The sequence below is a fragment of the Pseudobutyrivibrio ruminis HUN009 genome, from assembly GCF_000703005.1.
Taxonomy (GTDB): Bacteria; Bacillota; Clostridia; order Lachnospirales; family Lachnospiraceae; genus Pseudobutyrivibrio; species Pseudobutyrivibrio ruminis_A.
This window is the reverse complement of the sequence record NZ_JNLH01000001.1, coordinates 1,402,250-1,418,127: the sequence shown is the minus strand read 5'-3', so window position 1 is coordinate 1,418,127 and position 15,878 is coordinate 1,402,250. Positions and strand designations below refer to the sequence as shown.

Annotated in this window: 15 protein-coding genes; 3 read left to right on the top strand and 12 right to left on the bottom strand. The window is 38.9% G+C overall.

Annotation, left to right across the window (positions count from 1 at the left end):
• Positions 1-20 precede the first annotated feature (20 nt).
• Positions 21-1,745: a methyl-accepting chemotaxis protein gene (locus tag BO15_RS0106485; RefSeq protein ID WP_033153402.1), complete on the bottom strand. Its 1,725-nt coding sequence runs from the start codon at positions 1,743-1,745 to the stop codon at positions 21-23.
• Positions 1,746-1,975: 230 nt separating this feature from the next.
• Here BO15_RS0106485 and BO15_RS0106480 point away from each other — a divergent pair, with 230 nt between their 5' ends.
• Positions 1,976-2,365: a Fur family transcriptional regulator gene (locus BO15_RS0106480; RefSeq protein ID WP_033153400.1), complete on the top strand. Its 390-nt coding sequence runs from the start codon at positions 1,976-1,978 to the stop codon at positions 2,363-2,365.
• Positions 2,366-2,393: 28 nt separating this feature from the next.
• Positions 2,394-2,981, top strand: coding sequence for an NADH peroxidase (locus tag BO15_RS0106475; protein ID WP_033153398.1), 588 nt, complete (start codon positions 2,394-2,396; stop codon positions 2,979-2,981).
• 157 nt (positions 2,982-3,138) lie between these two features.
• Here the strand turns inward: BO15_RS0106475 and BO15_RS0106470 are convergent, their stop codons facing one another.
• Positions 3,139-3,501, bottom strand: coding sequence for a hypothetical protein (locus BO15_RS0106470; protein WP_033153396.1), 363 nt, complete (start codon positions 3,499-3,501; stop codon positions 3,139-3,141).
• A 228-nt stretch (positions 3,502-3,729) separates the two neighbouring features.
• Between BO15_RS0106470 and BO15_RS0106465 the strand changes: the two genes are divergently transcribed.
• Entirely contained in the window at positions 3,730-5,550 is a 1,821-nt protein-coding gene (locus tag BO15_RS0106465) for a methyl-accepting chemotaxis protein (RefSeq protein ID WP_033153394.1), read from the top strand.
• Here the strand turns inward: BO15_RS0106465 and BO15_RS0106460 are convergent.
• The 10 genes from BO15_RS0106460 to BO15_RS0106415 form a co-directional block, all read right to left on the bottom strand.
• Positions 5,498-6,838, bottom strand: coding sequence for an MATE family efflux transporter (locus BO15_RS0106460; protein ID WP_052169806.1), 1,341 nt, complete (start codon positions 6,836-6,838; stop codon positions 5,498-5,500). The two genes, BO15_RS0106465 and BO15_RS0106460, sit on opposite strands and share 53 nt — an antisense overlap.
• Positions 6,816-7,286 carry a J domain-containing protein gene (locus BO15_RS0106455; protein WP_033153393.1) on the bottom strand — a complete coding sequence of 157 codons (471 nt, stop codon included), beginning with the start codon at positions 7,284-7,286 and terminating at the stop codon, positions 6,816-6,818. Before BO15_RS0106455 ends, BO15_RS0106460 begins: the two co-directional genes overlap by 23 nt.
• A gap of 4 nt (positions 7,287-7,290) precedes the next feature.
• Positions 7,291-8,496 carry a bifunctional folylpolyglutamate synthase/dihydrofolate synthase gene (locus BO15_RS0106450; RefSeq protein WP_033153391.1) on the bottom strand — a complete coding sequence of 402 codons (1,206 nt, stop codon included), beginning with the start codon at positions 8,494-8,496 and terminating at the stop codon, positions 7,291-7,293.
• 5 nt (positions 8,497-8,501) lie between these two features.
• Complete coding sequence (locus BO15_RS0106445; protein ID WP_033153389.1) at positions 8,502-9,338, bottom strand: DegV family protein; 837 nt, start codon at positions 9,336-9,338, stop codon at positions 8,502-8,504.
• Positions 9,339-9,437: 99 nt separating this feature from the next.
• Positions 9,438-10,643: a transglutaminase domain-containing protein gene (locus tag BO15_RS0106440; protein ID WP_033153387.1), complete on the bottom strand. Its 1,206-nt coding sequence runs from the start codon at positions 10,641-10,643 to the stop codon at positions 9,438-9,440.
• Positions 10,644-10,780: 137 nt separating this feature from the next.
• Positions 10,781-10,984 (bottom strand): cold-shock protein, encoded by a 204-nt coding sequence (locus tag BO15_RS0106435; protein WP_028235478.1) that lies wholly within the window; start codon positions 10,982-10,984, stop codon positions 10,781-10,783.
• A gap of 171 nt (positions 10,985-11,155) precedes the next feature.
• Positions 11,156-12,658: an ATP-dependent Clp protease ATP-binding subunit ClpX gene (gene clpX / locus BO15_RS0106430; protein ID WP_033153385.1), complete on the bottom strand. Its 1,503-nt coding sequence runs from the start codon at positions 12,656-12,658 to the stop codon at positions 11,156-11,158.
• Positions 12,659-12,667: 9 nt separating this feature from the next.
• Positions 12,668-13,639: an alpha/beta hydrolase gene (locus BO15_RS0106425; protein ID WP_052169805.1), complete on the bottom strand. Its 972-nt coding sequence runs from the start codon at positions 13,637-13,639 to the stop codon at positions 12,668-12,670.
• 1 nt (position 13,640) lies between these two features.
• Positions 13,641-14,381: a glycerophosphodiester phosphodiesterase gene (locus tag BO15_RS0106420; RefSeq protein WP_033154737.1), complete on the bottom strand. Its 741-nt coding sequence runs from the start codon at positions 14,379-14,381 to the stop codon at positions 13,641-13,643.
• Positions 14,382-14,415: 34 nt separating this feature from the next.
• Positions 14,416-15,747: an MFS transporter gene (locus BO15_RS0106415; RefSeq protein WP_033153383.1), complete on the bottom strand. Its 1,332-nt coding sequence runs from the start codon at positions 15,745-15,747 to the stop codon at positions 14,416-14,418.
• Between the last annotated feature and the right edge of the window lie 131 nt (positions 15,748-15,878).

Sequence of the window (15,878 nt, the reverse complement as noted above, 5' to 3'; positions counted from 1 at the left end):
TTGGATTCGGGATTATTTTTTTAATCTATTGAGAAGTAACTAATCTTTTCATATAATTGCTTAGCTAAATCCTTGAGGGACTCAGAAGCATTTGTAATAACCTCAAATGTTTCATTAAGATTATCCATAGAATTTTTCGTCTCAGTTGAAGAAGCTGCATTCTGTTCCGAAATAGCTGAAAGGTTCTCAATAATTTCTACCAGGTTAGCCTTTGCAGCATCCAGATTATCAATTCTAGAAGAAATCTCCTTTGCATTGATTGATACGCTTTCAACACCTTCCTGCATCTTCTCCATATTCTGTTTTGTCTCATCCAACTGATCAGACTGTTGAGCCAAATCTGTATTCATTCGCTCGATAGTAGCAATTGAATTCTGAGATTCAGTTGTAAGCTCACCTATAATTGCATTAATCTGCTCTGCTGTCTCAGCTGACTGAGATGCAAGCTTTCCAATTTCATCTGCAACAACAGCAAATCCTTTTCCAGACTCTCCTGCACGAGCGGCCTCAATGGAAGCGTTAAGAGCCAGCAAATTAGTTTGAGATGCAATATCTGTAATTAACTTAGAAGATTCTGCTATATTTTGTACAGATGCGTTGGTGTTTCTAATCTGCTCATCAATTACCTTCATTGAATCCATAACATTTGAATTCTGCATAACCAAAACATCAAGAGCTTTCATAGAGCTAGAGCATGCATCCTTCATATCATCTGTATTTGTATTAAGTGTAGTTACATTCTCTGTGATTGTTTCAATATCGACACCGATTTCGCTAACATTCTCTGCTGAGCTTTGTACACTTTCAGCCTGACTAACAGCACCTGTAGAAATATCATTGACTGCTGATGTTACCAAGTTAGATGCATTTGAAGCATCCTCCGCTGAATTAGCTAAATCATCTCCCGATGATGTAACTTCACCAGAAAGTCTTACGCTAGTTCCAATAATATCAAGAAGCTTGTTCCGCAAATTGCTGATGCTTTCTGCAATGGTTCCAAGCTCATCTCCTCGTTTAATAAGAACTTCAGGAACCTCCTCTGTAAGATTGCCTTCCTCTACCGCTATAATAGAATCAGCAATCATATTCATTGCCTTTGTGCCCTTCTTTGAGGATGTTATTCCTACAACTAATAATGTGATGCAGACAACTATGTTTACAAGAACTACGATTCCTGAAACTCTATAGATAGTTGCATTTATAGAAGATGCATCACGACCTACAAACATCATACCTACTATTGTTCCATCGTCATTTGCTAATGGTGAATAGTAAACATAATAGTTAGTTCCTTGAATTGTAACATTAGGTTTATAAAGAGCTTTTCCACCTTTTATAACCTGATCTACCATCTCCTGCGATGCTTGAGTATTTGTAAAGTACTCATCTGTGCCCTCTTTTTTAATAGTGGTTATTACTCTAGTGTCTCCATAAAATACAGTGTAATCAAGATTAGTCTGAGCTTTTAATTCCTCCATTGTAGCTAGATACTCTTCATAAACAGGCTCCTCGCCCTTCATGATAGTTGTACCATCCGTACCATCCCAACTCCAATCTCCGTCCCACATTTTTGTAAATTCGCTATCTGCAATTGTAACAGCTGTATGTAGTTCCTCTTCTGTCATATCCAAATATGTGGTGCGTATTTCTGTAATACCTATGATAGAAAGAAGAATACATCCTATACCTGCCGCAATTATAGAAATTGCAACTACCCTACCAATTAGTTTACCTTTCCTATTCATGCTTTTACCCCTCAATATTTATGATGTATATTTATACTCGTTTCGATTATCATAGCACCCAATTACGAAAAAACAGTGAAACTACAAGGGATTTTTTTAGACTAACTATGATTAGCTTTATAAAATAGTAATTATTACTATTTTTATATTGACTTTTCACACTTACATGATATTATATAGATAATCATTATTGATTTTGCCAATCTGGTTTTAAAAGGCAGGTTCATTTTATGAATTATAGTAAACAAAGAGAATCCATAAAAGAATATTTAATGTCTACCAAGGAACACCCTACAGCAGATGTTATTTATCAGCATGTTAGGGAGGAAAATCCAAAAATCAGTCTTGGTACGGTTTATAGAAATCTCACTCTTCTTGTAGAATTAGGAGAGGTACGAAAGATTTCGACTGGCGATGGAACCGACCACTTTGATGCTGATACTTCAGCTCACAGCCACTACTTCTGTAGATGCTGCCACAGACTGATGGATGTAGATGTTACTCCTAGTGTAGAACAAATTCTTGCTGCATCTAGCGCTGGAATTGGCACAGTGGAACAAGCATCACTACTGTTTACTGGTGTTTGCAAGGACTGTGTAATTAATAATGAAACAAAATAACAATGGTTAATGTGAAAGGAGTCTAATTATGGCAAAATATGTTTGTTCTGTATGCGGTTATGTTTATGAAGGAGAGAATCCACCAGAGGAGTGCCCTATCTGCCATGCAAAGAGCGATAAGTTTAAGAAGGTTGAAGGCGAGCTTACACTTGCTGCTGAGCACGAATTTGGCGTATATGCTTCTACAGTAAAAAATAATCCTGAGATTTCTGATGAAGATAAGAAATATATTTTCGAGCAGCTCAAGTCTAACTTTGAAGGCGAGTGCTCAGAAGTTGGTATGTACCTTTGCATGGCTCGTGTAGCTCATAGAGAAGGTTATCCTGAAATTGGTTTATATTGGGAAAAAGCTGCTTTTGAAGAAGCTGAGCATGCAGCTAAGTTTGCAGAATTGCTTGGTTCTGACTTAGAAGTTAATATGACAGATTCTACAAAGAAGAATCTTGCTTGGCGTGTAGATTGTGAATACGGTGCTACATCTGGTAAGTTTGATCTTGCAAAATGTGCAAAGAAGAACAACCTTGATGCAATCCACGATACAGTACACGAAATGGCTCGCGACGAAGCTCGTCACGGTAAGGCACTCGAAGGTCTCCTCAAGCGCTACTTTGGATAGAGGCTAGCCATTATTGTATATAAAAAACAGCCTGTTACGGCTACAAGCCTACTGATTTCTCCGCTCGATGGAATATCTCGCTTGAGAAATAGTAGAGCTTGTTGCCTACAGGCTGTTTTATTTTACACTGTGTGTACCTTACCTACCACTCTTACGGTTAGGAATAAAGACGACGTACATTGCTCTCCACAATGTTTTCAGCTTTAATTTCGAAGTCTCCGTTGAGGAATGATTCAAGCTGTCCCTTAGTGTTGATTGTCTTGCCATTTACTAAGATGATAAATGGCTTCTGGCCATCTGCATTAAGAGTCATTCTGTAATCAACTCTATCTAATGCATACTCAATGCTCATCTCATATGAATCGAAATAGCATCTTGTATTTCCTAATGTGTGATCAGATGTAATCCAGTACTCTTCTACTAAGTTGATTTCTGGTTCAACCTGAGTCATCTTTATAAATTTTTCATTACTCTCTTCGCGTAATAATTTGTACTCTTTATTAAGTGTTGTAAGTTCCATATTTCACCTCTCAATAAAACCTAGTTAAAATATATCATCACCTAAACCTAGAGAACTTTATCATGATTATTGTTATATGTCAACAATTTTTTCACATAATTTTTGTTAATATAACCTATTTTCTAAAAAAGGTTATAAAATGCAACAAAAATGCCGAAAAACATAGTAAAATGTAGCTACTCACTAGAATATTATGTACACAATTGTGAAAAGGAGAATTAATGTATTATGGAAAAAAAGTCTAGGGCTGGATTCAGCCTCAATGCACTATTACTCTCAATGGTGCTTCCCCTTATTGTTGCTTTATTAATCAGTAATCTTGTAAGCGGATACCGCCAATCCGAAATCATGCTACAGGATGAGAAGGTCTATTTCGACACACTGTATTCAATAAGCAACCTTCTTACAAATGCGGATCGTGATTTTTACCAGGCACAATTGGCAGGAACTCAATACAATGCATATGAACGTTACGTAGATAACGCTACAGCAAAGCGCTACCTCGATGAGGTTGAGGAGAACAATGCGGAAGTTCTCGAGCGCGTTAACGAGGCTGTAGAACTTGCCAAAACAAACGACTATCTATGGAATCAGGTAACATCTGAAAATGGCAACACAATGTCTACTCTCTACGATGATTTCAACACAAACTATGCTCTATGGGAGAAAGACTATGACTTTGTTACCGGTCAAGGTGATTTCATTACTTGGATTAATCACTTTTCAGCAGCCCGCAATGCTTTATCAGAAATGAGCGATATTGTTGAGATTTGGGCTGAACAGGAAAGAGAATATACTCATTCAAATGTAACTATCGCAATCCTTGTAACACTTGGTATATTTGTCGTGATTTCACTCATACTTTTACTCTTCTCAATTTTTATAATCATGACTATCAATAAAAACCTTAAAAATATCCGAGCTTCTGTTGACATAATCTCTGGCGGAGATTTCGTCACAAAGATACGTCCTAACTCATTTATCCGTGATTTTAACGCCATTGGCAACTCACTTGAGTCAATGCGTCACGATTTGAGAAACGCTCTTGTAAAGGTAATCAGCCACGCTCAGGACGTCAATACAAAGGCAGAAATTGCAAAGGACAACCTTTCTGCATCTCAGCAAACAACAAACAACATCAATTCAGCTGTTTATGATATTGCCGAAAGTGCTACCGCTATGGCACAGGATGTTAGCAATGCTTCTGCTATCACAATGGAAATTGGTGAAGCTGTTGATAAGGTTCTTGAATCAGCCAACAACAACCTTGAAAACGGCCAGATGGTATATGATAAATCTTCTAAGTTAAAAGAGATGCTTGAACAGATAAAAATTCAGGATCAAAACACAGATACAGTTGCTGGCGAGGTTTCTGATTCAGTGGGAGAGACAGCAAATGTTGTATCTCAGATTTCTGCTGCCGCAGAAGGCATCATCAATATTTCAAGCCAGACAAATCTTCTTGCCCTCAACGCTTCTATCGAAGCTGCACGAGCAGGAGAAGCCGGCCGTGGATTTGCCGTTGTTGCAGATAACATCAAAAACCTTGCAGAGGAAACAAATACACTTGCAGGGGAAATAACAGGCATGTTATCAACAATCACACACTATTCTGAGAATAATAAACAGCTTGCTGAAGAAATAAAAGCAGCAACCACAACTGAGGCTGCTGCTCTTGAAGAAATGAGCGTATCATTTGACGAAATGCTTAACCTGCTTCAGGAAACCGAAGCTGGTAATAATCAGATTGTTGACCTTGTAAAGAATGTGGACACTGGTAAACAGAATATTCTTCAGTCTGTAGATTCTCTGTCTTCTATTTCACAGGAGAATGCTGCATCTACTGAAGAAACCAGTGCATCTCTATCACAGCTTGATGAATCAATGACAGCTGTTGTAGAACAGGCAAACGAACTTCAGGCTATTGCTGAAGCACTCACTGAAAATGTTCGATTCTTCCAGGTAGAATTACCTCCAGAAGAACTCAAGGTGACAACTATTCAGAGAAATGATCGACCTGTTTCCAAAGGCGAGGGAGCGGCAGTGTAAGCAAGGTTGCCTTGATTACATTGTCAGCAATCATACAAGTCCAAACATAAACCAGTCCCTGGTTGAAGAAATGAATTCCAAGGTATGTGGCAAGTATTCTTACAAGCCACATACCACCGAATTCAATTACAAATGGATACTTGGTTTTACCAAGACCATAATAAATACCTTCTGATATAACATACATTCCATAAAAAGGTTCACTAAATGCCACCATCTTAAGAACTGTGGCCCCCAGTGCAATAACGCTGGCATCTGTTGTGAAAAATCCCATCAAAGTTTCAGCAAAAATGAATAACAAAATACCACTCAGCGTCATAACTGCAAGTGTACAAACTATACTACTTACACAAACAGCATGATACTTTTCATGGTTCTGCTCGCCATAGGCAATACCAACCATTGTATTTGCTGCAGATTTAAATCCATATCCACCTATGTAGAACAGCTCCTCTGCTCCAACAGCAATGCTGTGAGCTGCAAAAATGATTGTACCCATATGTGATACCAAACCTGCAAAAACTACATAGCCTGATGTAGATGCAACGTTTATCAGCAGAATTGGAAGTGACAGCTTCCACATCTTTTGTGTAATTTCTTGGTCTTTCTCAAAAAGATTTCCCTTAAATGACAACAATGGATTCTTGAAGAATACAATCAATGTAAGAATTCCACCTAAGGCTGCTGATATACAGGTAGCATATGCAGCTCCATCTACTCCAAGACCTAACATGTATATGAATATATAATCCAACACAAGGTTTACAGCATTAATAGAAATACTTATAACCATTGGTGTCTTTGTATCTTTTGTTGCTCTGATTGCAGAGGCCAAAATATACTGCACTGACTTTAAAATTACTGGTACAGATATCCAGAAAAAGTATCTTGTAGCGGCAGGCCTGATAGCTTCCTCTGCGCCCATCCAAGTGGCAACAAATGGAGATAATGCCAAACAGATAACCTCTAAAACAGTACCTACCCCCAGTGCAAATACTAAGCTTCGCTTAGCTACAAGCTTTATCTTGTGCTCTTCTCCTGCTCCAATTGCCTGGGCAATAAGAGTCATGGCAGCAACACCAAAAGCATATGGCATGCTACCTACTAGCCAGGTGATTGTGGTAGAGGTAGATACAGCTGCAGTGGCATTGGCCCCAAGACGGCCTACCATGGCAGTATCCACATACTGCATTAAGACAGATAAAATCTGCTCAAGCATAGTTGGTAATGCAACTACAACTACCGACCAAAATATATTTTCTTTTTTATTCTTTATTACTTCCTTCATCTTTTTCTAAACCATTAGCCCATACCATGGACTGTATTGCTCGTGCAATGCGGATAGCATCTATGGCATCCATTGCACGTTTATAATCTTCATCCTGTTTCTTTATCTTGGCAGAATAATCCTTTTGTTTTTGCTCAAATTCCTCTGCCTTGCGCTGCTTTTGCTTAGCAGCTTTCCTTTGGAAAGCAGTATAGTCTGCATTGCTAGCTGTTGAGCGTTTGCTTGTCTTGCCAAGGACTTTGCTGTGAACAAGAGCCTTGCCATCATTGTCCGCCTGAAGGTACTTGTATGCCTCTACGATTTTGTTGTAGGCAGTTGCATCTGAGCTTCCAGTGGCATCCGGATGGAATCTCTTAACCAAATCCTTATATGCATTTTTTATCTGAGCCTCTGTAGCGTTTGGAGCCAATCCAAGCTGCTGTAAAGCCTCTTGTCTAGTTCTAAACATATTCTCATCCTTTCATGCCAAGCACTTCACCTATAAAATACAATGAACCAAATGCAACAATCTTTTCATCCTGCAAGAGTGCCTGATTTAAGGCATCCTGATAGGAATCACAGGATTTTGCATCTATACCAAGCTTTCCTATAGCATCTGCCAATTCCTTGGCTTGTAATGCTCTGTCTGACTCAACCGTAACTGTATAAATTCTTTGGGCAATTGGCTCCATAATTTTTGCCATAGACAAATAATCCTTGTCTGCCATTACTGCCATTATAAATGATATTTTTTCCTTTGGAAATTCTGCATACAAACTATCATACAATGCCTGTACTCCAGATGGATTGTGGGCGCCGTCCACCATTATAAAAGGATGTTCAGATATGATTTGCATCCTTCCCGGCCAAACTGCTTTTGCAAGTCCTGAATCAATGTTCTGATTATTAATGCAATCACCAAGATATTTTACAGTCTCTACGGCTACCGAGGCATTTTTTCTCTGATAATTTCCAAATAAACCTAACTTTTTATCCTTAGAAACTTCACCTGCCAAAGTATACTGGCATCCAAGTTCTTTACACTTTTTTATTATAACTTCACTGGCCTCTTCAGGCATTTCCCCTATAACCACAGGCACTCCTGCTTTAATGATGCCAGCCTTTTCCCCAGCAATCTCTCCAAGAGTATTTCCCAGGTACTGTGTATGCTCCAAACCGATAGAAGTGATTGCACAAACCTCTGGCTTCACACTCAATCCATTGGTTGAATCTTTCGCTCCACCAAGACCTGTTTCAAGTACCACATATTTAACATTTTGCTCTTTAAAATAGAGCATCGCCATTGCTAACCAATAGTCAAACATAGTTGGTTCTAGATTCAACTCTAGTGATAGTAAGCGTTCTCCCAACCTAGTCACATCTTCTCTGGATATTTGCTTTCCATCGATTTGAATACGCTCTGTGTACTCAATAAGATGAGGCGATGTGAAAAGACCTACCTTAAAATGCTCCTTAGATGTAAAAGAAGCAGCCTGTAAGATACTACTCACAAAAGCTGCTACTGAACCCTTACCGTTGGTTCCAGCAATGTGAATGATATGTAAATCCTTCTCAGGATAGTCCAGAGCTTTCATAAGCTCCTTCGTTACATCTCTTCCACATGCTTTGCCAAATCGGCGTTTATTATCAATTGTAAAAACTATTTCTTCGTATGTCATTGCACTTAAATGACCATTATCAAGCCTCCGTCATTGGCATACATGCTGCTGACGCCGCGTGTATCAACAATGAAGATTTCCTTGAACTTAGCCATAGACTCCATTTTTTCCTTTAATGATAAAGCACGCTCTAAACAGTTGCAATGAGATATTGCAAGAATCTTCTCCTCGCAGTTTTCTGTAACATCTACAAGACACTGGCCCATTTTATCCAAAGCCTTTACCATGCCTCTTGCCTGACCAAGCTGCTGAATGCTGCCCTCGTCAGTAGAGCCCATAACAGGCTTGATATTTAATGTGCCGGCAATAGCTGCCTTTAGATTAGAAAGACGACCTGCCTTCCTGAGTGTTTCAAGTGTCTCAAGAACGAAGAATGTGTGCTGACCTGCAATGTATTCTTCAACTGTTTTTACTACCTCTTCAAAGGACATACCCTTGTTTTCGCACTCGGCAATCTTAAGACCGATAAGTGTTTCACCAATGGATGCTGACTTTGAATCAAAAACATATATCTGCTTTGACTCATCGTCCTCTTCATATAAATCCTTTGCGAGGCATGCACTATTATATGAACCAGATAATTGTGCTGAAAGTGTAACAATGTAGATTCGCTCTGCATCGCACTCCATCTCTACCATATAGGCATTTGGTGAAGGGCAAGCTGATTTAGGAGATGTGCTGCATTCTGCAACAGCCTTTAAAAATGATGCCTGATCAAAAGTCTCATCATCGATGATTTGCTGTTCTCCTACCTCCAGAGTGAGAGGGACGTTAACAAAATGTCCATCCTCCTGCATTTCTTTTGTTAACTCTCCACAACTATCAATAATAACTCTATACATGGTATACAATTCCTCCGTGGTACTTATTATAGCACCCCTATTGTTCCACGTAAATAGTTTTTATTAATTCATCATGTAGTTTTTAAAACCACATGTATATTATCTCCATTTTATAGTTATTACATTTGAGTTTTCGTCCAATAGATAGTAAACGGACTGTAGCTCCTGTATATAGTCGGAAATGTGCTTCTCATCAAAGAAGTAGGTCTGCACTCTTGTGTATAAATCGGAATTACTAAACTTTAATGATATCTCTTCATCTCCGGCATTGTATGATTCTGCTAATCGATTACCAATAGAATCTACGCCAAACCAGTCATAATAGAGGCCCTTTTTCACAAAATAATTGTCTGCATTAGAAAGACATTCTGGAACCTCAAATGATGATGTTATAACGTGATTTTGGCTGATTTCCTCTGTCGTCATAGCAAGGTATGCGTAGTTGATTCTTTTTGTTGTGTCGTTGTTGTCATCCAGATATTTGCTATTTCCCCATGTAACATCCATGTAGTAATAAGCATCGTCTAAGTACACCAAATTCCATGCATGGCTTTCGTTATTGGCTGTTCCTGTAACTATAGTGCTCTTTATACCCAGCTGATCCAGTAGATACCACGCCGCATCTGCATATCCTTGGCACACTGTAGACTGATATAAAAATACGCTTAGGATGTTTTGATTCTCCTCACTGTCTGCATCATAATCAACCTTTTCTATTAAGGTTTCAAATACATAAAGTGCCTTATCAAAATCACTTGCCTCTGGATTTATGCCATACAACCAATCAGCAACCACCGAATCAATCTTGACCTGGTAAATATCCCTTTGCTCCTGATTCATGGTGTATTTAGGTTCAAATTCAAGTCCCAGGATATTACTACCAGATGCATATGTATTGTATTGGTAACCACTTACCCAGAACAAGTTACCGTAATCTGCCATTACCCCTTCATAGGCCTTGGCAAGCACATCTTTATCCTTGGTAGAAAGGGTAATCTTGTCCTTATAGTTAATAATGCAGTCATATATCTGATCGTAGGTTTCTTTCTCCTCCTCTGAAAGGGTCTGGTATACGTATCTGTCATATGATACAGACTCTACAATGACTGGTTCCCCAATCATTGCCTCCATGGATTCCCCCTTGTACCAGTCAACTAAATCATCAACACTTCTAACGCTAGTCAGCCCCTCTAAATCAAAGTCCTCTTTTGTAAAACTGAGAAATAAACAAACTGCCATGAACAAGCCTGTCATTATCAACAGTGCAGCTATTAAATTAACAATAGTGTGTATAAATCTTTTCAAACTTTCTCCTAAAAAAACAAGGCAGCGTAATTTCTTACACTGCCTCTCCCCTTAATCTTTTTTGTATTGCCTTAAAGCTTGTTTTTCATAACATAACCAAAGGTATCCGAAAAATAGATTAATGAATAAAAAATTGATTAACGTACAACTGTTACGTTAACAGCCTGTGGTCCCTTTGCCCCATCAGTTACTTCATACTCAACTGTAGCACCTTCTTCGAGAGTCTTGAATCCCTCTGAGTTGATGCCGCTGAAGTGAACGAATACATCGTTTCCAGCTTCGTCTGAGATAAATCCGTAGCCCTTTGAATTGTTGAACCACTTAACTGTACCTTTGCTCATGCTAAAGTACCTCCAATATATTACTTGCCAAGCTTTGCTTGACTAAACTTAGTTTAACAGAACACTTATTCAAAGTAAAGAAAATGTCCGAATATTTTGAACAAATTTTTATTTTCGTTACTTAATGCCTGTTAATGCCTCTTAATACTGGAGTTACATAACAGTAAGTCATTAATTAGCAGCTGCTTTTTCAGGTATCATACCAGTTGTCCTAACAAGGATTCTAGGACCACCTTTTTTCTCTATATAATCCTCAGTGATGATTACCTGACCAATATTATCATCCTTAGGAATTTCATACATAATATCCAGCATAAATTCCTCTATGATAGAGCGAAGACCTCTGGCTCCAAGCTTTTTATCAAGAGCCTTTCTAGCAATAGCATGAAGCGCCCCATCCTCGAAATCAAGCTTAACCTCATCAAGCTCAAGAAGCTTCTGGTACTGCTTGATAATTGCATTCTTTGGCTCCTTGAGAATACGAACAAGCATATCCTCATCAAGCGTTTCTGTAGCAAATACAATTGGAAGACGTCCGATGAATTCCGGAATCATACCAAACTCTCTTAAATCCTCCACTGTAACCTTCTGAAGGATGTTTTTATCGTCGTCATATTTATCCTTAAGATCTGCCATAAATCCCATAGATGAATGCTTATTAAGACGAGCCTTAATAATCTCATCCATAGCTGGGAAAGCGCCACCGCAAATAAATAGAATATTGCGTGTGTTGATTGTAGTGGTAGGCACCATAGCGTTCTTGCTGGAAGCTCCGATAGGTACTTCAACGTCCGCACCTTCAAGAAGCTTAAGCATACCCTGCTGTACAGATTCGCCACTTACATCACGCTGATTTGCATTTTTCTTTTTTGCAAGCTTATCAATCTCATCGATGAATATGATACCCTGCTGACAACGCTCAACATCGTTTCCAGCTGCTGCAAGAAGCTTGCTGACTACTGATTCGATGTCATCGCCAATATAGCCTGCTTCTGTAAGAGATGTGGCGTCTGTGATAGCAAGAGGCACATCCAAAAGACGAGCTAATGTGCGAACAAGATAAGTCTTTCCTGAACCTGTAGGTCCAAGCATAAGCATGTTTGACTTTTCGATTTCAATATCATCCATTGTGCCAGTAGCCACACGCTTATAATGATTGTAAACAGCAACAGACATAACCTTTTTAGCATAATCCTGTCCAACCACATACTCATCAAGCATAGCCTTGATTTTGTGAGGAGGGATGATGTTGTTGATGTCAATTGCTGGTGCTGGTCTATCTTCTTCCTTTTGAGTTGAAGCACCGTGAGCATTCTTTACCTTTGGTCCTTCGCCGAAGAGACTTCCAAGATTCAAAAAGCTGATGTTTGGAATCTTGTTCATATCAACATTGCTCTTTGAATTGTCGCCTCCACCGAAACCAAATCCTCCCATGGAATCGAAAGTGTGCTGCATGCACTCGCGGCATACACTCATTCCTGGAGCCATTTTAATTAATGGACCTGTGATATTGTCTGGTCTGTGGCAGATATAGCAAAACTCTGTTGGCTTATCTTCGTGGTCTGCTTTATCCTTTTTTACTTCCTGACCTGTAACTTCCTCTATAACCTCGTCTGAGATATCTGTAGTAGATTTCTCATCTGGGTCAAATTCTCTAAAATCTTTATCTGACATTACTAACTCCTATTCTAAACCCTGCATAAAACTAAACACTTCGTTGTAATACTCAATGATAATGTCATCTGTAGCATTGAATATTTCATGCTTGCTGCCTTCGAATCTTTTAAGCTGACAGTTCTGTGCCCGCTTTGAAAATTCGTTTTGAGCTTCTGGCATTACCAGAGTATCCATCGCTGCTTGCATTATTATAACAGGAATTTTTACTAGGCTTGCGTTTTTTAGAATTTTTTTAGAAACATTAAATGCCTCCCTGGACCAGCCAAAGGTGCATCCGTTTGTACGATAATGCTTTTCTCTTTCACGTTCCTCATATTGGAATGTGTATCTTGCCTTTGATAAAGCCGAGCATCTAGGATATTTGAAAGTGTGATCATAATCATGATACCCTGGCAAATATCTCTTTTTTAAGAATGGTATATAAGATAGCAACGCCAACATCTTTACAACTATTTTGCTGGTATCACCAGTAGAAAGCTCTATCATAGGTGATGAAAGAATAGCTCTTTTAAACACATCTGGGTATTGCTCCAAATATAATGCACCAATTCCTCCGCCCATTGAATGTGCAAACAGGATTAAACGCTCCGTAACACTTTCCGGCCTAACTATCTTTTCAATGAATTCGTTAAAATCCGATACGTAATCCTGAAAGCTGTTTACATGGATTTTGTAGTATCCATCCACTTCTCTATCAGAAAGGCCATGACCTCTGTGATCCAAAATAAACACAGAATAACCCATCTGATAGAAGTAATATAGCATCTCAGAATACTTGGTTGTGAACTCGCAATAGCCATGAGAGATAACAATGGATGCCTTTTCATCTGGGCGTACCAGCATTGCATAATGCAACTTCAAACCATCTTTATTCTCAAAATATCCTTCTTTAGTTTTATCCTTTAGAAAAGGAAGGACTTTGCCCTTCATAGTGTTGGCAAAATCCTGCTCCTTGATAAATATATCTTCAAATTTCATTTTAGTCCCAATTATAGCTGTTTACTATTTCTAATGCTTTGTCCGGATAGTTAGTAATGATACCATCCAATCCCATTTCGCATGCCATATGCATGTACTGCTTAGAATTTACAGTCCATGTGTTGATTTTCAATCCAAGCTCATGACATCTTTGTACGTAATTAGGATACTGCACATTATAAAGAGCAGGGTGAAGCGCTTCTACACCATGTTCTTTACCATATTCTGGCATATTTAGAGTGCCATCCATATAGAGGAATCCTGTCCTAGCAGTAGGATCAAGCTCCTTTATTTTCATGATACTGTAGTGATTGAAGGATGAATAGATTACCCTGTCTTCCATGCCAAATTCCTTGGTCATAGCAAGAATATCTGCCTCTATTCCCTCATAAAAAACGATACCTGTTTTAAGCTCAATATTGATGATTAGATTAGTTGGCTTAATAAGCTCGAACACTTCTCGCATGGTAGGAATAGGCGCTTCCTTACACTCTGGATGAGTTGCATTGTAATTGAATTGTCTAAGCTCATCTAAAGTGAAATCCTTAACATCTCCCTTGCCATTAGAAGTTCTATCGATTTTTTCGTCATGGATGACAACAAGCTGTCCATCCTTTGTCTTATGTATATCTAACTCTATACCGTCTGCCCCCATTCTAACTGCCTCTTTGAAGGCAGGAAGAGTGTTTTCAGGGAAATAACCGCTGGCTCCCCTGTGAGCAAATACTAATGGTTTATTCATTGTTTTATTACCTCTTTTCCTTGCTTTTGTAACATCAATCCATATCTTCAAAAGCTTCCAAGCCGCGTTTAGCCTCCACATTTCCATCTCCATGTTTTACAAACATCATTGTTATAAATGCCATTATCGCAAATACGGTAGCATATGGGAAAAGTGTGATATATCCCACATGTAAAAGTAACCAACCTGCAACAATAGGAGTTACAATTTGTGCCGCCATAGAGAATGTGTAGTAGTATCCTGTGAATTTGCCGATATCCGAACCCTTACACATTTCTACAACCATAGGAAGCGAATTTACATTGATAAATGCCCAACCTATACCCACACATGCAAAAAGAACATAAAGCAGTGGTGAAAAGCTTGGATGAATCAATGTAAATATGAAACCTGCAAAAAAGCTACCTCCCAGAATTACGATTCCAAGAAGAATTGTCTTCTTTCTGCCTATCTTAGATGCCACAATACCGGATGGTATAAAGAAAACAATAGCACCTGCTGTAGCTACAAGAAGACATAATGAAGCATCTCCTAATGCCATATCCCACATTCTGACTGCATAGGTGGTAAACCAGGTCTCCATGCCATTGTAAGCAATGAACCACAGTGCTACAGAAATAAGTAAGAATACTAATGAACGCTTTACGTCCTTTGGAAGCACTTCATTTCCTGATTCATCCTCGATTGTGAACACTTCCTCTGGATGAAGAAGCTCATAGTTTTCCACCTGCTTGTTAAGTGCCACCTCATCTACAGTGATCATTACGATGCAAAGAGACACAAGCATGATTCCTGCTACTACTGCAAACACCAACATGTAATTTACGTGCTCCAAATCCTTTATCTTTGAAGCAGGGTAAAGAACTGCCGCAACTCCAAGATAAATGATTCCTCCAATGGCTCCCATCAAATTGATGATAGCGTTGGCTCTTGAACGGAATGGCTTGATAGTACAATCTGCCATAAGAGCAACGGCTGGACTACGGTATGTACCCATTGCCACAAGAAGTGCGCCAAGTATTCCAATGAACAAAATCTCTTTTTCAATTGTTGGATTGGCAAAATAGCTATTATCAACAATTGGCAACAGCATCATAAGAATAACTGCTGCGATAGTTCCAAAAAGAATGAATGGCTTACGCTTACCCATCTTGCTTTTGCACTTATCTGATATAGCACCAAACATTGGTAGTAAGAAAAGTGCAAGCACATTATCCATGGCCATAATTACCCCGGATATGGTCTCATTTAGATGAAATGTGCTTGTAAGTACAAGCGGAATCAACGCGTTGTACATCTGCCAAAATGCGCAAATCGAAAGAAATGCAAACCCCATTTGCACTGTCTTCTTAACATCTAATTTCATTATTTAATTCCCCCCTATACTACGCTGGTTACGATAACAAGCCTGCTGATTTCTCCGCTCGATAACATATCTCGCTTGAGAAATAGTAGAGCTTGTTATCTATCAGCTCATTGTGCTCTGCTATTAGATTC